16 protein-coding genes are annotated in these 17,294 nt (G+C 67.1%); 8 read left to right on the plus strand and 8 right to left on the minus strand.

Translation table 11 applies throughout. The features are described 5' to 3' along the window. Positions 1–19 precede the first annotated feature (19 nt). The 3 genes from AC1DIO_RS09505 (at position 20) to AC1DIO_RS09515 (ending at position 2,971) form a co-directional block, all read left to right on the plus strand. Positions 20–973 (plus strand): ABC transporter permease, encoded by a 954-nt coding sequence (locus AC1DIO_RS09505; RefSeq protein ID WP_441506106.1) that lies wholly within the window; start codon positions 20–22, stop codon positions 971–973. 4 nt (positions 974–977) lie between these two features. Continuing rightward, positions 978–1,964 carry an ABC transporter ATP-binding protein gene (locus tag AC1DIO_RS09510; RefSeq protein WP_441493544.1) on the plus strand — a complete coding sequence of 329 codons (987 nt, stop codon included), beginning with the start codon at positions 978–980 and terminating at the stop codon, positions 1,962–1,964. Positions 1,965–2,050: 86 nt separating this feature from the next. Further along, a complete protein-coding gene (locus tag AC1DIO_RS09515; RefSeq protein ID WP_441506139.1) occupies positions 2,051–2,971 on the plus strand; it encodes an ABC transporter ATP-binding protein in 921 nt (306 codons plus the stop codon). Positions 2,972–2,992: 21 nt separating this feature from the next. Here AC1DIO_RS09515 and AC1DIO_RS09520 read toward each other — a convergent pair whose 3' ends face one another. Beyond that, positions 2,993–4,237 carry a peptide ABC transporter permease gene (locus AC1DIO_RS09520; RefSeq protein ID WP_441506107.1) on the minus strand — a complete coding sequence of 415 codons (1,245 nt, stop codon included), beginning with the start codon at positions 4,235–4,237 and terminating at the stop codon, positions 2,993–2,995. 198 nt (positions 4,238–4,435) lie between these two features. Here AC1DIO_RS09520 and AC1DIO_RS09525 point away from each other — a divergent pair, with 198 nt between their 5' ends. Together AC1DIO_RS09525 and mobA are read left to right on the plus strand one after the other, a co-directional pair. Continuing rightward, the gene (locus AC1DIO_RS09525; protein WP_441506108.1) at positions 4,436–4,951 is read left to right on the plus strand and encodes a DUF2478 domain-containing protein; all 516 of its coding nucleotides are present in this window, start codon (positions 4,436–4,438) and stop codon (positions 4,949–4,951) included. Positions 4,952–5,003: 52 nt separating this feature from the next. Continuing rightward, the gene (gene mobA / locus AC1DIO_RS09530) at positions 5,004–5,630 is read left to right on the plus strand and encodes a molybdenum cofactor guanylyltransferase MobA (RefSeq protein WP_441493547.1); all 627 of its coding nucleotides are present in this window, start codon (positions 5,004–5,006) and stop codon (positions 5,628–5,630) included. A 183-nt stretch (positions 5,631–5,813) separates the two neighbouring features. Here the strand turns inward: mobA and AC1DIO_RS09535 are convergent, their stop codons facing one another. The 4 genes from AC1DIO_RS09535 to AC1DIO_RS09550 all read right to left on the minus strand — a co-directional run bounded on the left by AC1DIO_RS09535 (position 5,814) and on the right by AC1DIO_RS09550 (position 8,906). Further along, complete coding sequence (locus tag AC1DIO_RS09535) at positions 5,814–6,215, minus strand: SRPBCC family protein (protein ID WP_441506109.1); 402 nt, start codon at positions 6,213–6,215, stop codon at positions 5,814–5,816. Between the two features lie 112 nt (positions 6,216–6,327). Further along, positions 6,328–7,350, minus strand: coding sequence for a MerR family transcriptional regulator (locus AC1DIO_RS09540; protein WP_476853355.1), 1,023 nt, complete (start codon positions 7,348–7,350; stop codon positions 6,328–6,330). Between the two features lie 165 nt (positions 7,351–7,515). Continuing rightward, positions 7,516–8,649, minus strand: a complete 1,134-nt coding sequence (locus tag AC1DIO_RS09545) for an Mrp/NBP35 family ATP-binding protein (RefSeq protein ID WP_441493550.1) — start codon at positions 8,647–8,649, stop codon at positions 7,516–7,518. A gap of 26 nt (positions 8,650–8,675) precedes the next feature. After that, positions 8,676–8,906, minus strand: a complete 231-nt coding sequence (locus AC1DIO_RS09550) for a sulfurtransferase TusA family protein (protein ID WP_441493551.1) — start codon at positions 8,904–8,906, stop codon at positions 8,676–8,678. Between the two features lie 241 nt (positions 8,907–9,147). On the opposite strand from AC1DIO_RS09550, the gene mobB reads away from it, so the two are divergent. Beyond that, positions 9,148–9,678: a molybdopterin-guanine dinucleotide biosynthesis protein B gene (gene mobB, locus AC1DIO_RS09555; RefSeq protein ID WP_441493552.1), complete on the plus strand. Its 531-nt coding sequence runs from the start codon at positions 9,148–9,150 to the stop codon at positions 9,676–9,678. 7 nt (positions 9,679–9,685) lie between these two features. Then, positions 9,686–10,942 carry a molybdopterin molybdotransferase MoeA gene (locus AC1DIO_RS09560; protein ID WP_441506111.1) on the plus strand — a complete coding sequence of 419 codons (1,257 nt, stop codon included), beginning with the start codon at positions 9,686–9,688 and terminating at the stop codon, positions 10,940–10,942. A 67-nt stretch (positions 10,943–11,009) separates the two neighbouring features. On the opposite strand, the gene AC1DIO_RS09565 is transcribed toward AC1DIO_RS09560, so the two are convergent. The 3 genes from AC1DIO_RS09565 to AC1DIO_RS09575 all read right to left on the minus strand — a co-directional run bounded on the left by AC1DIO_RS09565 (position 11,010) and on the right by AC1DIO_RS09575 (position 16,444). Then, positions 11,010–11,783, minus strand: a complete 774-nt coding sequence (locus tag AC1DIO_RS09565; protein ID WP_441488850.1) for a TIGR02186 family protein — start codon at positions 11,781–11,783, stop codon at positions 11,010–11,012. Then, the gene (locus AC1DIO_RS09570) at positions 11,780–12,709 is read right to left on the minus strand and encodes a sulfite exporter TauE/SafE family protein (RefSeq protein WP_441506112.1); all 930 of its coding nucleotides are present in this window, start codon (positions 12,707–12,709) and stop codon (positions 11,780–11,782) included. Before AC1DIO_RS09570 ends, AC1DIO_RS09565 begins: the two co-directional genes overlap by 4 nt. Positions 12,710–12,904: 195 nt before the next feature. Beyond that, the gene (locus tag AC1DIO_RS09575) at positions 12,905–16,444 is read right to left on the minus strand and encodes an SEL1-like repeat protein (RefSeq protein WP_441506113.1); all 3,540 of its coding nucleotides are present in this window, start codon (positions 16,442–16,444) and stop codon (positions 12,905–12,907) included. Between the two features lie 362 nt (positions 16,445–16,806). On the opposite strand from AC1DIO_RS09575, the gene AC1DIO_RS09580 reads away from it, so the two are divergent. After that, a complete protein-coding gene (locus AC1DIO_RS09580) occupies positions 16,807–17,274 on the plus strand; it encodes a MerR family transcriptional regulator (RefSeq protein ID WP_441488853.1) in 468 nt (155 codons plus the stop codon). The last annotated feature ends 20 nt before the right edge of the window (positions 17,275–17,294 follow it).

The raw sequence follows: 17,294 nt of genomic DNA on the forward strand, positions 1-17,294 counted from the left end.
CTGGCGGAGAGTTGAAACCATGAGCATGACCACTCAGCCGCCCGCTTCGCCCGAGAAGATCCCGACCCGCTGGGAACGCTTCCTCGACAGCGACATTCTGGCCAGCTTCCTGCGCTCCAAGGTGACGATGGTCGCTGCCTTCGTCGTGCTGCTGCTGTTCATCGGCGCGGCCTTCTCCCCCTGGATCGCACCGACCAATCCCTTCGACCCTGCCTCCGTCTTCCTCGCCGACGCCAACATCCCGCCGGCCTGGCAGCAGGGCGGGGAGGCCCGCTTCATCTTCGGCACCGACGACCAGGGGCGGGATCTCTATTCGGCCATTCTCTACGGCCTGCGCGTCTCGCTGGTGGTGGGCGGCCTCGGAGTGATCCTCGCCGCCTCGATCGGCATCACGCTCGGCCTGCTCGCGGGCTATCTCGGCGGACGTGTCGATTCGCTGATCATGCGCATCGCCGATGTCCAGCTCACCTTCCCGGCGATCCTGATCGCGCTTCTGATCGATGGCGTCGTCCGCGGTATCTTCAAGAGTGCCGCGCGCGAGGACACCGCGATCTATGTTCTGGTCATCTCGATCGGCCTGTCCTTCTGGGTGCAATATGCCCGCACCGTGCGGGGCTCGACGCTGGTCGAGCGCAATAAGGATTATGTTCAGGCGGCACGCCTCGTCGGCCTGCCGGCGCCGCTGATCATGCTGCGCCATGTCCTGCCCAACGTGATCGGCCCGGTTCTCGTCATCCTGACGATCAATCTGGCGCTCGCCGTCATCACCGAGGCGACGCTTTCCTTCCTGGGTGTCGGCCTGCCGCCGACGCAGCCCTCGCTCGGCACTCTGATCAGCATAGGCAACCGCTACCTGTTCTCCGGCGACTGGTGGATCGTCGCCTTTCCCGGCGTGACCCTGGCGATCCTGGTGCTGGCGGTGAACCTGCTCGGCGACTGGCTGCGCGATGCGCTCAATCCGCGGCTGAGGTGACCCGATGACCGTCCCCGTTCTTTCCGTCCGTGACCTGACCGTCGAGTTCGTGACGCGGCGCGGTACCTTGCGCGCGCTCGACAAGATCTCCTTCGATATCGCACGCGGCGAAGTGCTCGGTGTCGTCGGCGAATCCGGCGCGGGCAAGTCCGTCACCGGTTCCGCGATCATCGGCCTGATCGATCCGCCGGGGCGCATCGCCGGCGGGGAGGTCGTGCTGTCGGGCGAGCGCGTCGACAATCTGCCGCCCGAGGCGATGCGCAGGATCCGCGGCAAGCGGATCGGCATGATCTTCCAGGATCCGCTGACCAGCCTGAACCCGCTCTACCGGGTCGGCGAGCAGTTGATCGAGACGATCCGGACTCATACCAGCCTGAGCGCAGCGGATGCCCGCGCGCGCGCCATCGCCCTGCTCGACGAGGTCGGCATCCCGGCGCCGGAGCGGCGGATCGACGGCTATCCGCACGAATTCTCCGGCGGCATGCGCCAGCGTGTCGTGATCGCGCTCGCGCTCTGCGCCGAGCCCGAGTTCATTATCGCCGACGAGCCGACGACTGCGCTCGACGTCTCGGTCCAGGCCCAGATCATCGCGCTGATCAAACGCCTCTGCAGTGAGCGCGGCACTTCGGTGATGCTGGTGACCCATGATATGGGCGTCATCGCCGAAACGGCCGACCGGGTCGCGGTGATGTATGCCGGCCGGATCGCCGAGATCGGCCCGGTCCGCGATGTCGTCAAGGACCCGCTCCACCCCTATGCGAAGGGGCTGATGGGCGCGATCCCGTCGATCGAGGGTGATGCCGACCGCCTCGTGCAGATTCCCGGCGCGATGCCCCGGCTTTCGGCCATTCCGCGGGGATGTGCCTTCAATCCGCGCTGCGCTCATGCCTTCGCCCGCTGCCATGTCGAGCGGCCCGAGCTGACCAGGGTCGGCGACCGGCAGGTCGCCTGCCATCTCTACGACCAGCCCAATGCGGAGATCGCAGCGTGAGCCAGCTCCCTCCGCCTAACGCCGCCTTCGTCCAGGTCCGCGACCTGAAGCGCGTCTTCGACGTGTCGAAGCCCTGGCTCAACCGCATGCTCGAACGCGCGCCGAAGCAGTATCTGAAGGCCGTCGACGGGGTTTCCTTCGATATCCGCAAGGGCGAGACCTTCGCGCTCGTCGGTGAATCCGGCTCGGGCAAGTCCACCGTCGCGCGCATGGTGGTCGGCCTGCTGCCACCCTCGGGCGGTACTGTCAGCATCGCCGGCATCTCGATGAACGACGTTGCGGTCGCGCAGGAGCGTCAGCGGATGCGTCGGCGCATCCAGATGATCTTCCAGGATCCCTATGCCAGCCTGAATCCGCGCTGGCGTGTCGGCCGGATCATCGCCGAGCCGATCCGCGCCTTCGACATCATCGAGGGCGAAGGCGACATCAATGCCCGCATCGGCGAATTGCTGACGCTGGTCGGCCTGCATCCCGATGACGCCAAGAAGTTCCCGCACGAGTTCTCCGGGGGGCAGCGCCAGCGCATCGCGATCGCACGCGCGCTCGCCTCGAATGCCGAGTTCATCGTCTGCGACGAGCCGACATCGGCGCTTGATGTCTCCGTGCAGGCGCAAATCCTCAACCTGATGCGCGATCTGCAGCAGAAATTCGGGCTGACCTATCTCTTCATCTCGCACAACCTCGCCGTGGTCCGGCATATGGCGACGCGCATCGGCGTGATGTATCTCGGCCGGCTTGTGGAAGTTTCGGAGGGCAAGCAGCTCTTCTCGGCCCCGCGCCATCCCTATACCCGCATGCTGCTCGATGCGGTTCCGGATCTCGCCATGGTCGGCAAGGCGCGCGAGGGCGTGAAGGGGGAAATCCCGAACCCGATCAACCCGCCCTCCGGCTGCACCTTCCATCCGCGCTGTCCGCTGGCGTTCGACCGCTGCAAGATCGAGAATCCGCCGGTGATCGACGGTGTCGCCTGCCATGCCGTGAACGGCGACCGGGCGGCGGCGGCCTGAGCCGCGCCGCTCAGGGGGCGATCAGGAGGAAGCAGGCCCGCCGGCCTTTGGCCTGCTGTTCGCTGCAGGCTGCGGCATCAATGGCGCGAGCGGTCGCTCGGTCCGGTATTGCCCGCGGGCAATCGCCGTGAACATCAGGGCGACGGAGGCGAGCGTCATCAGCCACCAGGTCTGGAAGGTGGCAAAGCCCAGAACGGCAAGCGCGAAGGCCGTGACATAGGCAGCAGTGACGCCGGCGGCGAGCGCTCCCGCCATCTGGCCCGCGGCCTTGATCGCAAAGTACAGGCAGATCGCGGCCGAAGCGGCTCCGACAAGGCCGAGCTCGAACCAGAACTCGAACAGAATGGTCGTCGGCGTGTCTTGAGGCAGGCCACCCGTCAGGCGGCCGCGCAGCACGGTGTCGAGGCCGTGCCCGGTGATCAGCTGAACCGGTTCGCGGCTGACGATGTCGGCCCAGATGCCGAGGGTGAGGGCGAGATCGTCGGGCAAGCGCGATGCGATCGGCATCAGCAGGAAGGGCAGGAGCGGCGCCAGCAACATCAGCCCGGCAACGATAATGGCGATGGCGCGAGCGGCGACGACCCGATTGGCGCTGATCGCTCCGAAGGCCACCGTGCCGCAGATCATCGCCACCGCCTCGCCATCCTCGAAGCGGGTCATGGCAAGCAGGCCGACGGCGAGAGCGAGGCCCAGTGCGCTCAAGCCGCGCGCACGCGAGAGGAGCCAGGCGAAGGCGGGCCACGACATGATCAGCACGACGCTGACGCCGCGTTCGACGCCCGGAGAGACGCCAGCGGCGCTCATGTTCCCGGCGACCAGCAGCGCGAGAGCAAACAGCGCGGCGATGCCGGTGCCGAGCGGCACGAGATTGAGGTTCGAGGCGCGCATGCGTTCCGGGAGCGCCGCGGCACCGCAAAAGCCGAGCGCGACGGCAAGAACCAGATTGGTGGCCTTCTCGGTCGCCGAAAGCGTGTAGGGGCTCCAGACCAGCGAGAGCAGGGCCCAGGCCACGAGCCCCATCAGGATCATGCCTGGCCGGCTCAGCAGGGAATCCCTCAGATTCCTGCCGAACTGGCCACGCTCCTCGATCAGCGAGGAAATGATGAGCAACGCAACCCCGATCGGCGCGAGCACGACGGCCGCGCGACGCGACACCAGCGACGCTATCGGTAGCGCCAGCGCAAGCGTGGCGAAGCCGATGCGACGCAGCAGCAAGGCTGCGTCCGCGGCGGGGTCAATCGGGGCATTGGCGTTGTGGCGGATCATGGACGGCAACCGAACAAACGGCTTTGACCGGAGAACACGCCGGACGTCAGCCCCGCAGCACCCTAGCTTGTGGCGGCCCGCGCGACTGTAGGTGCGCTGCAACAGTGAGCCGGCATCTGACGCAGGGCCATGACGCCATCATAGCACCTTGCGGTCACGGTTCTGGCTGCGGATGATATTTCGTGGGATGGAGGGACGATGAACACGCTTGCCGCAATCGTCTATTCCTCCGGTTTCCAGATCGATGCATTCATGGTTGGCCTTGCCAGCCAGATGAAGCGGCAGGGGTTGAAGCTCGGCGGTGTCGTCCAGCACAACGGCGATGATTGCGGGGATGGCTGTCACGCCATGGCGCTGGAGGACCTCGCGAATGGCCGGCGCTTTCCGATCAGCGAGGATCGTGGTGCGGGCGCGTCGGGTTGCCGGCTCGACGTCGCCGGCCTTGCGGCAGCGGGAGGAGCGGTCGCGGCCGCTCTGACGGGAAACATCGATCTCGTGATCGTCAACAAGTTCGGGCGGCAGGAGCAGCTTGGTCAGGGCCTGCGCCAGGAGATCGCGGCCGCGGCGCTATCGGGCCTGCCCGTGCTGATCGCCGTTCGCGAGGATTTCGTTTCGGCCTGGCGTGAGTTTGCCGGCGATGACTGGACCCCATTGCCGCCTGAGGGCCGAGCGGTGGAGACCTGGGCTGCGGATCGGCTCGGTGTGCCGGCGTGAGGCCCGGCGCCGCCGATCGCGAACGCGAGATGCGACGCTTGCGGGCCATGGCATGACCATCCCTCCAACGCTTGGTCTCCTCCTCGCCGGCGGGCTCGCGCGCCGCATGGGCGGTGGCGACAAGCCGCTTCGGCTGATCGCCGGGCGCAGCATTCTCGCCCATGTCGTCGATCGCCTGGGGCCGCAATGCGACGGACTTCTGATCAATGCCAATGGCGACCTGTCGCGCTTCGCTGAATTCGGCCTGCCGGTGGTCGCCGACAGCGTGCCCGGTTTCGCCGGGCCGCTGGCCGGCATCCTGGCCGGGCTCGACTGGATGGCCGCGAACCGCCCCGGACATGCCTGGATGGTCAGCGTTGCGGCAGACACCCCCTTCATCCCGCGTGATCTTGTGCAACGGCTCCATGTGGCGCGCGCAGCGGGCAATGTTCCGCTGGCCTGCGCTGCATCGGGCGGCTGGGACCATCCGGTGATCGGGCTGTGGCCGGTCGCGCTGCGTGACGACTTGCGGCATGCACTCACGGTCGAGGATGAGCGAAAGATCGGCCGCTGGACGGCGCGCCATGGTGTTGCGGCGGCGGAGTGGCCGGTCGATCCGGTCGACCCGTTCTTCAATGCCAATCGCCCTGATGACCTGGTCGAGGCCGAGCAGCTTCACGCGCGGCTGAGCGATGCGTGATGGTGGGTTGGGGCGCCCGCTGTACCAGCTTGCCGCAGAGCCCGGCTCTGAGGGCGCGTGCCGGCTTCGCTACGGAAGCGCGAAGGTGCATTGGAAACCATCGAACAGCGTCAAACAGGCGCGCCGAGGCATGGATCTCAGGTTTCTGCGCCCGATGGCGTCAGCACGGGCCAATCGCTCTCGTCAGCCTTCCAGCAGCGCTTTGAGACGCCTCAGATCGCTCGTGACCCAGTCGGCATCGCGGGCGAAATCGTCGTCGCTCATCTCGGCCCGCTTGTAGAGAGTGAAGATCACCTCGCTGCCATCGCCATTGGCGAGGGCGCGCATCGGGTTGTGCATCGGCTCCCCGTGATCGGGGATCACGGCATGGTCGAGCACACCGTAAGGATTGGGTTCGCTGAACAGGATGCGCATCAGGCCCAATGGGGTCTCGGCAGCCCAGGTCATGCCTTCGATATGCCTGAAACTATGGCCCAGCCCTTCGGCCCATTTCGGGAAGTTACGGGGCTCTGCCAGAAAGCCGTAGACCTGCTCAATCGGCCTGCCGATCGAGATGCTGATATGGCGCGCGGGCTGAACGGGCATGGAACGACCTCCTTTCGGTCAACCTAGAACAAAAGAAGAACATTGGCAAATGCCTGGAGCCGCCCCGGTATCCGGCCGGGGCGGCTGGGCGCCGGTGCGGAGGGCCGATTGATTACGCCAGCCGGGGTGGGCATGCGATCCGCGCCCGCACCTGGGGTGAGGCGAGGCAGGTGGCGACGGCCTCGTAGCCGGGAGTGCCGGGGTAGGGGGAGACACGGACCGGTGGGCTGTGATTGGCAGGGCAGAGGATGATCGCCTCGTCGGACCCAACGGCTGCCAGATCCAGAATCGCGCAGGAGCGCGTGAGCATGAAGAGCGGCCGTCCATGCGGCCCGCGGCCGCGCAGATGGGCGATCAAGGCTTGCTGGGTGGCCTGATCCAACCCGTCCTCGATCATGTCGACGACCAGGACCGCGGGACCCTCCGCTTCCAGTTCGGCGACCAGGGCGGCCAGCGCACCAGACATCCGGGCGCCGTCGTCGACGAGCCGGGCCAGGGTCCTGGCGACCCGAGACTTCAATGCCGGATCGGAATCCATGTCTGCCCGGCCGATTGCGCCGTCAGCCGCGATCCGATCGAGCCCGAGGAAGGCCGCATCGGGCAAGACCTCGGCCAGGCGCCGGGCCAGCCGCGTCTTGCCGCTGCCGAGCKGGCCGACAATGTAGGTCAGCGGCAGGATTTCGCGCAGCTCAAACCGTTCGCCGCCCCAGGGCCAGGGCAGATCGAAGGCGACGCCGCGTTCGATTGCGGGCTCCAGCAGGCGCACCAGTTCTCCGGCCGCGGGTGCCTGACCTCTGGCAAGGTCAGTCCGCAGGCTGCGGACCTTCTCCAGCGTTCCTGCGAGCTGACGGGCACGCTCCTCGAGCGAAGCCTGGTGAGCCGCCAGGGCCGGTTCCAGCTCCTGGGCATCGCCTCCAAGCACGCGCGCCACCTGGACGAGGCTCAGCCCAAGCGCGCGCAATGCGGCAATCTCGGCGGCACGAGCCATCTCGGCGGGGCCATAGGCGCGCCACCCGGCCATGGTGCGGACCGGGGCGACCAGTCCGCGCTGCTCGTAGATGCGCAACGCCTTGGCGGAAACACCAAGCCGCCTGGCCGCCTCGGCCGGGTTCAGGAAAGGAGTGCAAGAGCTCACGAATCACCTCGTTACCGGCTGACCGCTGCCCTTATCGGGGCGGTCCCAGGGGCCGGGTCAACAACGCGCTCGCGATGTCTGGCCGCCTCCACGCTCGCGGCATGAGGCCGGAGGCGAGTGTCCGCTCGCCGCCGAGTTCTGATTTCGGGCCGGGGGGCGGTGCCTCTATTCGATGACGATGCGGGGCGCGGCCCGGGTCTTGCCACTCAGGCCCGCCTGAACCTGCCTCGCAATGGCCAGATAGGCCTTGGCATGGGCGCTTTCTGGGTCGCTTGCCACGATCGGCCGGCCGGCGTCCGAGGTCTCGCGGATCGGCATGGCAAGCGGGATCTCGCCAAGGAAGGGCACGCCCAGCCGCTCTGCCTCGTGCCGCGCCCCGCCATGGGCGAAGATGTCGGAGCGGTGGCCGCATTCCGGGCAGACGAAATAGCTCATGTTCTCAACGATACCGAGGATCGGCACCTCGACGCGCTTGAACATGGCGACGCCGCGACGGGCATCGAGCAGAGCCAGATCCTGAGGCGTCGAGACGATCACTGCGCCCGCGAGCGGTGTCTGCTGCGCCATGGTGAGCTGCGCGTCACCCGTGCCGGGCGGCATGTCGACGACCAGCACGTCGAGTTCGCCCCAGGCGACCTCGCGCAACATCTGGGTGATGGCCGAGATCACCATCGGCCCACGCCAGATCATCGGCGTCTCCTCGTCGATCAGGAAGCCGATCGACATGATCTTCAGCCCATAGGCCTCCATCGGTGCCAGCGTCCGGCCGGAGACCAGGCGCGGCTTACCGGTGATGCCGAAGATCTTGGGCACGGAGGGACCGTAGATATCGGCGTCGAGTACGCCGACCTTGAGGCCGAGCATCGCGAGCGCGACCGCGAGATTGGCCGTGGTCGTCGACTTGCCGACGCCGCCCTTGCCGCTGGCCACCGCGATGATCTGCTTCACGCCGGGCACGCCGGCGGCCTTTGGCATCGGCCCGCCGGGACCTGGCTGGCCGTGCGCCTGCTGGCGTGCCTGCGCGGCGGCAGAGGGCGCCGGTCGCGACGGCGCCTTGTCTGCCGTGAGCCCGACCAGAACCTGGGTGACGCCCGGAATACCGCCGACCGCGCTTTCCGCGGCCCTTCGCACGGGTTCCATCGCTTCAGCCTCGGTCGGATCGATGCCGATCGCAAAGATCACCTTGCCGCCGTCGATCAGGATTTCCGCGATACGGCCGGAAGCGCGCAGCGATTGGCCGCTCGCGGGCAGTTTCACCAGCTCGAGCGCGCGCAGAATGTCGGATTCGGTCAGGGCCACGAAGGCGTACTCCGGCTGGCGCGGCGTCAGGCCGCAGCTTTGCGAATGTGGAAGACGAGAAGTTCGCCCTCGGAACGGCTGAGCTCGATTGCGTCGCCCGTCTCGCGCATCAGGTTGGGAATGTCGATCGCCGCCATGGGATCGGTGCACTCGACGACGAACAAGGCTCCGGCGTCGGCGCTCCTCAGCGCCTTGCGCACGCGCAGTGTCGGCAAGGGGCATTTCAAGCCGCGCAGATTGAGGGGGATCGAGATCATGGGCCGAGCCTGTCGAATACGCAGTGCTTCATATGATGGCTTCTTGCGCGGGAGCAACCACCGGCCCTTCGCCGCAGCGGAGCGCGAGAGGCCTTGCTGCCCTGTCGGCATCGCACGGGGCGCGATGATCGCGGGCATGAGCCGTGGCGGTCCCATCCACTTGGCTTGACCGGGGAGGGGGCGTGCCAGATGACAACAGGGTGCCTTTGTGCCCGATCGTGTTTTGGGGGATTCAGCTTTGATGCGTGTGATCGGCCTGGCAGGGTGGAGCGGTGCCGGCAAGACGACCTTGCTGACGCGCCTGATCCCGGAACTTGCACGCCGCGGTGTCTCGGTCTCCACGGTCAAGCACGCGCACCATGGCTTTGACCTCGATAAGCCCGGCAAGGATTCCTACGAACACCGTCAGGCGGGCGCGCATGAGGTGCTGATCTCGTCCGAGCGCCGCTGGGCGCTGATGCATGAACTGCGCGGCGAGCCGGAAGCGCATCTGCCGGATCTGCTCCGGCGACTATCCCCGGTCGATCTGGTGATCATCGAGGGGTTCAAGCGCGAGCCGCATCTCAAGATCGAGGTGCATCGCGCAGCCAACGGCAAGCCGCCGCTGCACCCGGGCGACCCCATGATCGTCGCGATCGCCTGCGACAGCGCATTTCCCGAGGCGGGCTGCCCTGTCGTGGATCTCGACGACATCGGCGCAATCGCAGAGATTGTGCTTTCTTGCGCCGAGCCGCTCACCGCCATTCTGGCTCGCGTGCAGCAACAGGGTTGAGGGCAGAATGGCGCAACTCAGCGAGGATACTTTCGCCTTCGGTGGCCCCTTGATGAGCATCGAGCAAGCGGCTGACCTTGCGGGCCAGCGGATTCGGCCGGTGGAGGGCACGGAGCAGGTCGCCTTGGCCGACGCCGATGGTCGGGTTCTCGCCAGCGATGTCGTGGCCGGCCTCGATCTCCCGCCCTTCGCCAATTCTGCCGTGGATGGCTATGCGGTCCGCTTCGTCGATCTGGCGTCGGCAGGAGAGACCCGCCTCGCGCTCTCAGGCCGGCTTGCCGCCGGCACTGACGCGGCGGGCATTGCAACTGCAGGCGTGGCCGTCCGGGTCTTTACGGGCGCGCCGATACCGGAAGGAGCCGATACCGTCTTCATGCAGGAGGATGTGACAGCGGAAGAAGGCTTCGTCCGTCTGCCCGGAGGCCTCAAACGCGGTGCCAATGCCCGACCGGCCGGCGAGGATATCGCGCGTGGAGAGACCGCCCTGTCGGCAGGCCGGCGCCTGCGGCCGCAGGATCTCGCGCTGCTGGCTGCGCTCGGTCATGCCTCTGTCGACGTTCGCCGCCGGCCGCGTGTCGCGATCTTTTCGACGGGCGATGAGCTGGCGGAGCCGGGCCTGCCCCTGCCGCCGGCCGCGATCTACGACGCCAACCGCGCTGCGCTGCGTGCCATGGTGGCGCGGGCGGGGGCGGATGTGGTCGATCTCGGCATCCTGCGTGACGAGCCGGGCAGCCTGGCTGCGCGCCTGAGCGGCGCGGCCCGGAGTTGCGACCTGATCCTGACTTCCGGCGGCGTCTCGATCGGAGAGGAGGATCACGTCAAGGCGGCGGTCGAACAGGTCGGCGCGCTGGTCTTCTGGCGTATCGGCATCAAGCCGGGCCGGCCGGTGGCCATGGGCGTCATCGAAGGCGTGCCGTTTATTGGCCTGCCGGGAAATCCGGTTGCCGTGTTCGTCACCTTCGCCTTTGTCGCACGCCCGGTCCTGGCACGGCTTGCCGGCTCGGCCCATGTTGCCCCGGTGCCGCTGCCTGTAAGGCTCGGCTTCCCCTATCGGAAGAAGCCCGGGCGGCGTGAGTATGTCGGTGTTTCGCTCGCTCCTGGAGCGGACGGTGTCATGATCGCGTCCAAGCATCCTCTGGACGGGGCCGGGGTCATGACCTCGCTGACGCGCACGCACGGGCTGGTAGAGCTCGCGGAGGACCTGACATACCTCGAGTCCGGAACCCTCGTGCCGTTCCTCGCCTATGATCTCCTGGTCGCGTAGCGCCGGGTTTAGATCATCGGACCGGAAATCGTATCCGGTCCGATGGCCTAGCTTTTCGGGCCAATGCTCAGTCGCGCCGGAAAATGACGCTGGAGAGCCAGCCCAGAAGCAGCGCCATGGCCGCCGTGGCCAGTCCGTAGAGGAGCGGATGGTCATGTGCGCCGGTCGCCAGCCGCTGCTCGATGCCGGTCTTGATCACCTCGAAATTGGTGGTCTGGCGCGCCAGCATGGCGCCGCCTGAATAGAGCGCGATCTCGATCTCGTAGGAGCCGGTCGGTGCGGTGGCGGGCACATCGATCGGCGCGCTGAACAATGTTTCCGACAGGAAGGTGACGCCGCGCTCGTCCTGCGCATAGAGACCCTTGTCTTCGAGGATTCGGATCAGCGCCTGGCGAAAGCGCACAGTGCTCTCCTCATAATAGAGCTCCGGCGGCAAGTTGCGCTGGGTGTTGGCCAGCCCGATCCTGTCGCGCCGCGCCGCATCCTCGTTGACGATCTCGTTCAGGGGCCGGTTGCTCGACACCATCAGGAATATCGGGCGATCGACGAAGCGCCGCTGCGTCCGGTTGATCCAGATCGGCCCGAGCCGTTCCTTCTCGCGGACGATCAGCATGCGCTGTGGCCCACGCACCGTCACCACGATGTCGTAAGGGTCGCCGCGCGCCACCGTCCGCCCGCCGCGTTCGACCAGGCCGAAGACCGTCAGTTGATCGCCGGTATAGTTCGAGGAGATCTGGATCTGATGGCTAGACACGGATGCGATCAGCGTTTCGGCACGCGGGGCAGTGGCCGCGATGGAGGTCAGCAGCAACGCAGCGGCCAGGGACCTGAAGCCCTTCATCGCGCGCTCTCCGGCAGGACTACCGAGAAGGGGTCGCTGGGCGGGATGAACAGCTCGATCGCGAAGCGCAGGCCCACCGACAGGATCAGCAGCGCAAGCAGCAGACGGAAGGAGTCGACATTCAGGTTGCGCGCCGCGCGGCCGCCGAACTGGGCCCCGATCACGCCGCCGACCAGGAGCAGTGCCGCCAGGATCAGGTCGACCGACTGGTTTGTGAGGGCGTGCAGCATGGTTGCGCCCGTCATCGTCACCAGGATCTGGAACAAGGAGGTGCCGACGACGACCGCCGGCGGGATGCGGAAGAAGTAAATCAGCGCCGGCACCAGGATGAAACCACCGCCCACGCCGAGCACGGCGCCGATGAAGCCGATGACGATGGCGAGCGCGGCGATCGGGATGACGCTGGCGTAGAGCTGCGAACTGTGAAAACGCATGCGCCAGGGCAGCTTCATCCATTGCGGATGTGTGCCGGCCTGACGGCGCCGGCGTGCCGGCTTGCCCGCCTTGGCGCGCAGCGCCGAGCGCAGCGCGTCATAGAGCATCAATCCGCCAATGATGGTGAACAGCGTCACATAGGACAGGGTGATGACMAGATCGAGCTGACCGAGCCGGCGCATCGAGTTGAAGAACAGAACGCCGAAAATGGTGCCGATGATGCCCCCGCCGACCAGGACGCTGCCGAGCTTGAGGTCGAGCGCCTTGCGGCGCCAGTAGGTCAGGACGCCGGTCATCGACGAGCCGGCGACCTGGGCGGCCACGGTCGCCACGGCAACTGCCGGAGGGATATCGAGGAAGATCAGAAGAGGGGTCAGCAGGAAGCCACCGCCGACCCCGAACAGGCCGGAGATGAAGCCGACGGCACCGCTCAGACCCAGCACCATCAGGATGCTGATCGGCAGTTCCGCGATCGGGAGATAAATCTGCACCTTTKCCCTCGTGTGCCGGCGCGGCATGAGATTCGGCGCCGGCTCGTCCCAGATTGCACCAATCCGGTTAGGCAAATCCTTATCGTGGACGAAGAAGGTGTTGCGGCCGGATCGGCTGAAGTCGCGATCAACCTCTGATGGCTGCGTAACGCGTCGAAACCATGACAGGCAGGCCAGGGGCCTGCCTGTCATGCATTAGCTGCGAGCTGGCTTTGCGGGCTTCCTGACGGCCGCGCTTGTATTGTCTTCCCAACCCTGTGCCGGTGCCGCAACCTCGTTGGCGCCAGGCTCGAGCACCTTTGCCTTCCAGGAATCGACAGCGAGCTTCGCCGCTGCCAGGTCGTTGGGGTTGAGGCGTCCGGCGACTTCGTCACGCTTGCGGGCCGCATCGTCGTCGCCCTGCTTGGCGGCGATGGCGAACCAGAGATAGGACTGGCTGAGATCGGCTGGCACGCCGAGGCCGCGGCCCAGCAGAACGGCGAGATTGTATTGGCTGTCGCGCACGCCTGCGTCCGCGGCGCGGCGGAACCATTCCGTCGCCGTCGCATAGTCCGCCTTGCCGTCGACGCCCTCGGCATAAAGCACGGCGAGATTGTGCATGGCCTTGGCATTCCCGCGCTCTGCGGCACGGGAGTACCAGACCCGCGCCAGTGCGATGTCGCGCTGGGTGCCCACGCCCTTCTCGAACATGTTGGCCAGTCGGAACTGCGCTGGCGCCAGCCCGGCGACCGCGGCGCGTTCGAACAGGCGCAAGGCCAGTTTCGGATCGCGTGTCGCGTTGCTGCCATCGGCCGCGCGGCTGGCGAGCTCGTAGACGGCACGGGCATCACCTGCCTGGGCGGCCTTGCGCAGGCCTGGCGTTCCAAATCCGGCAGGCAGGTCGCCGAGCCCGGTGACGGCCTGAACCGGGTCGGGCGCGGTCGCTGGCGGCAGCGCGGCGGTTGCCGTCGGTTGGGTGGTCGAGCTGGTGGTTTCGGGAGAGCCGAGAATCGGGGCTGCCGGTCCCGCGAAGGCGGCGGCCGGGCCGAGTTCGACCGGCGAAAGCACCGAGCTCTGATCCTTCGTGGGCTTGGCTGGAGCTTCCGGGGCGGCGGGTTCCGGGGCAGCGACGGCGGGAGCGGAGGCAGGAGTCTGAACGGTTTCGTTGCCGGCGGCCTTCGTCTTCGGGCTTTGCAGTGCGCCGGTGACGACATGGGCGGTGCCCATGGCAAGAACGACAGCGGCCAGCCCGAGCAGGAGCGGGCGGCGACGCTTCTCCATGATCTCCTTGAGCTTGCCGCCCTTGGAGGTGCTGGTGCCGCTGCGCTCGGCTTCCGCCGCGGGCACAGAGGCTGCGGCTTCGGAGGCCGCCTTTGCCGAACGCCGTGCCGCAGCGATCAGGTTCTGGCGGACCGATTGAGGATCCTGGGCTGCCGCGGCCGGAGCGGCCGGTGTGTCCTGGCGCGGCCGGCCCGAGCCCGGTTCGAGCGGCAGGTCATGGGACCTGGCGGCAGGCGCTTCTGCTGCGCGTTCCGCCGGCCGGGTCGTCTCCAGCCGGGCGCCAAAGCGATCCTCGATCGCGGCGCTCATGCTGGCAGGAAGTGCAAGGCCACGCGTCGACGGCATGGTGGAGGGGCGCGCCGCGGCCGCCGGGGCCGGTGCGAGCGCGACCTCCTTCCGCTCGAGGCCGAGCTCGGCTTCGAGGCTGGCGAGGCGCGAGATGATCGTCTCGAGGGTCTGATGGACGGCGCCGATCGCGTCCTGCGTCTCCCGGCCGGAGGCGGCGTTGCTCTCGCGCAGTCCGGAAACCAGGGTGCTCAGCTCAGCAAAGCCTCCCGCCTGAGCGGGGGGCTTGCTCGCCATATCGGCCATGGCGGTGCGTGCGGCACGTTCGGCCGCGGCTGCGGTGTCCTCGCGCACGGTCTGGAGGTGTCGCACGAGGTCCTGCAGCGTGCGCTCGATCCCGGTCTCGGCCGAACGCGTCGCGACGGCCTCGTCGAGCCGGCTGGCGAGGCCGGCGATCTGCTGTTCGAGTGCATCGAAGGAATCGGATTCGGCGCCAGGGCGTCCCGCCTCGTCGATCTTCTCGGCGAGGCTGCGCAACATGTCCTCAACCGGGCGCATGTCGACGCGCGCGACCTGTACGTTGCCGCCGTCATGGACCATCTGGGTCAGGTTGCTGGAGGCTGCGAGACTCTCGATCCGGGCAGCCAACCCTTCGATCTGCTTCATGACTGCTGCCGGGCCGTGATCCGCCAGCGTCTCGATCTGGTGCTGCAGGCTGTCGATCCGGTCCGCGAGCTGGTTCGGCTGCCGATCGGAGACATCCTCGAGCTTGATGATGAGGGCCTCAATCCGGCGCGACAGCTCGTTCGATGCCGGAGAGCCGGAGGCGCCGATCTCGTTGAGCCGCGCGAAGAGTTGCTCGGTCTGAGACGTGATCACCTCGGGGCGCATCACGGGCAGCGAATCGACCTTGTCAGCTAGCGCCTCGACCTGCCGCGACAGCGAAAGCAGCGGGGCGGGATCGCCGAAACGGTCGGTGAGCAGGGCGTCGCGCACGTCCTCGATCGCCTGGGACAGGCCACGCATCGAGAGTGCATCAGGCTGCCCGTCGCGCAGCCGGGCGACTTCGCCCGCCAGAGCCGAAACCTGATGCGAAAGATCGCCGAGGCGGTTATCGCCGGTGCTCGTGGCGAGCAGTTCACGCAATTCTGCGATGTCGCGAAGCACAGGGGTCAGTGCAGCGCGGTCGCTGCCGCGCGCCGCGAGTGCGTCGACCTTGGCGGCGAGATGCGCGAGCTCCAGCTCGAAACGGGCATAGCTCTCGCCGGAATTCTCGCGGGCGAGGCGGGCGACTTCGGTTTCGATCCGCGCCAGAGGCTTCAGGATAGGCTCGATACGGTCGTTCCGGTCCAGCCGCTCCAGCTTCGAACCGAGATCGGCAATCAGCCTTTCCAGTGCGGGCGTTTCGACCTGGCGTGACGCCGCAGCCGGGGAGAGGCGCTCGGACATGAGAGAGGGATGGTCGCCCCTGGCGCCGACCCTCTCGCCCAACGATCGGAGATCCTGCCGCAAGGCCGCGACCCGGCTCTCGCTCAGGCCTGTCCGGCCCGAGGCGGCGGCTTCGGGATCGGTATCCAGCATGCGCTGGCGCGTGCGGATATCCGTCACCGCTGCGGCCAGGCCATCGCGATTCAGGGCCGGGCGGGCGGCGGCAGCCTTGCTCTGGGCATCAACCGCCTTGCGCTCGATCTCGGCAATGCGCTCGCCCATGGTCTTGATCGCGTCGGCGATGACGTTGGTGGCGCGTTCCTGACGCTCGGCGTTACTGCGCTCGCCGCTGACGAGACGGTTCTCGGTCTTCTCGATCCAGCGCGCGATCGAATCCAGGGCGCCGGCCGTCTTGGCGCTCGATTCCCGGGTCATGCGCTCGGCGAGGGCGGCCTGCGACAACGCGGCCTCGATCTGGCCCCGCGACATCTCGGGAGCAAACTGCGGCGCCGCAGCGCTTGCTGCGGCCTGCGAGGAGGTTTCCATCTGCCCTTGGGAGAGCTTGGCGAGGCGCTCGGACAGCGCTGCGATGTCGAGCTGCTCCAGAGGGGCGGCTGTCGGCTCGCTCTCTTCCGCCTCGACGCGAATCTTGTGGTCCAGCCATTCACCCAGGGTCATTCCGGCGCGCCGCGCCGCGGCCTTTGCGGCATCGCGGGTGCGCGGATCAACGCCCTTGACGCTCCAGGGCAAGCTATTGGCCATGATCTCGCTCGCCTAAGGGGACCGGTCTTCAGTCGGGATGCGCAGCCCCCTGGCGCCGCAGCTTCCCCGCGCGAAACAGGCGATCGTGAAGATTCAGTTGCCGCTGACGACGGCCTGGCTCGCAGACCCGACTTTTGGCCGTCACGGTAAACGGACGGTTAATATCCGGGGGCCGGCCGTTAATTTTTTGCAAACGCCCGGACAGGGGCAGCACGAATGCCGGGCTCGTAACCGTAATTTACCCCCAATTGGCCGATATTACCTGACGCTAGGAGATGGGGCGAGCTATTCCCCCTACCCAACGGAACTTCGTCGCCACCGATGCCGGCGGTTCCCTGCGTCCAAACTTTTTAAGGAACTCCATGTCGCGCCACAGCAATGCTATGGCGGCCGGCTCTTCAGATACCGGCCGCACATCGTCGACGCCTACTTCCAGTGAAGCCGACTCGGCTGGTGGTTTCACCATCAGCGACCTTGCCCGCGATTTCGCGGTGACCCTGCGCACGCTTCGCTTCTATGAATCGCGCGGTCTCCTTGCTCCGGCCCGCTCGGGCATGACGCGCATCTATTCCGGCCGCGATCGCTCGCGGCTTGCGCTGATCCTCAAGGGCAAGCAGCTCGGTTTCACGCTGGTTGAAATCCGCGCCATGCTCGCCAATGAGGAAAAGAAGGGCGAGGCCGGCGCAGAGAAGTCGGCTTCGGTCGGCGGGCTGCAGCTCACCCGCGGGCAGATTGCCGAGCAGCTCGAATTGCTGCGCTCGCAGCAGGTCGAGATCGAAGGCGCGATCGCCGAGCTCGAAGCGACGCTTGCGGGCCTCGACAAGGCCTGAGCGCCTCACGGCACGGATTA

It is taken from the genome of Allobosea sp. 05T439, from assembly GCF_056396005.1.

What these genes read in the sequence shown, in the direction of transcription:
- AC1DIO_RS09505 (WP_441506106.1), top strand. Translation starts at nt 20, where the DNA reads ATGAGCATGACCACTCAGCCGCCCGCTTCGCCCGAGAAGATCCCGACC.
- AC1DIO_RS09510 (WP_441493544.1), top strand. Translation starts at nt 978, where the DNA reads ATGACCGTCCCCGTTCTTTCCGTCCGTGACCTGACCGTCGAGTTCGTG.
- AC1DIO_RS09515 (WP_441506139.1), top strand. Translation starts at nt 2,051, where the DNA reads ATGCTCGAACGCGCGCCGAAGCAGTATCTGAAGGCCGTCGACGGGGTT.
- AC1DIO_RS09520 (WP_441506107.1), bottom strand. Translation starts at nt 4,237, where the DNA reads ATGATCCGCCACAACGCCAATGCCCCGATTGACCCCGCCGCGGACGCA.
- AC1DIO_RS09525 (WP_441506108.1), top strand. Translation starts at nt 4,436, where the DNA reads ATGAACACGCTTGCCGCAATCGTCTATTCCTCCGGTTTCCAGATCGAT.
- mobA (WP_441493547.1), top strand. Translation starts at nt 5,004, where the DNA reads ATGACCATCCCTCCAACGCTTGGTCTCCTCCTCGCCGGCGGGCTCGCG.
- AC1DIO_RS09535 (WP_441506109.1), bottom strand. Translation starts at nt 6,215, where the DNA reads ATGCCCGTTCAGCCCGCGCGCCATATCAGCATCTCGATCGGCAGGCCG.
- AC1DIO_RS09550 (WP_441493551.1), bottom strand. Translation starts at nt 8,906, where the DNA reads ATGATCTCGATCCCCCTCAATCTGCGCGGCTTGAAATGCCCCTTGCCG.
- mobB (WP_441493552.1), top strand. Translation starts at nt 9,148, where the DNA reads ATGCGTGTGATCGGCCTGGCAGGGTGGAGCGGTGCCGGCAAGACGACC.
- AC1DIO_RS09560 (WP_441506111.1), top strand. Translation starts at nt 9,686, where the DNA reads ATGGCGCAACTCAGCGAGGATACTTTCGCCTTCGGTGGCCCCTTGATG.
- AC1DIO_RS09565 (WP_441488850.1), bottom strand. Translation starts at nt 11,783, where the DNA reads ATGAAGGGCTTCAGGTCCCTGGCCGCTGCGTTGCTGCTGACCTCCATC.
- AC1DIO_RS09575 (WP_441506113.1), bottom strand. Translation starts at nt 16,444, where the DNA reads ATGGCCAATAGCTTGCCCTGGAGCGTCAAGGGCGTTGATCCGCGCACC.
- AC1DIO_RS09580 (WP_441488853.1), top strand. Translation starts at nt 16,807, where the DNA reads ATGTCGCGCCACAGCAATGCTATGGCGGCCGGCTCTTCAGATACCGGC.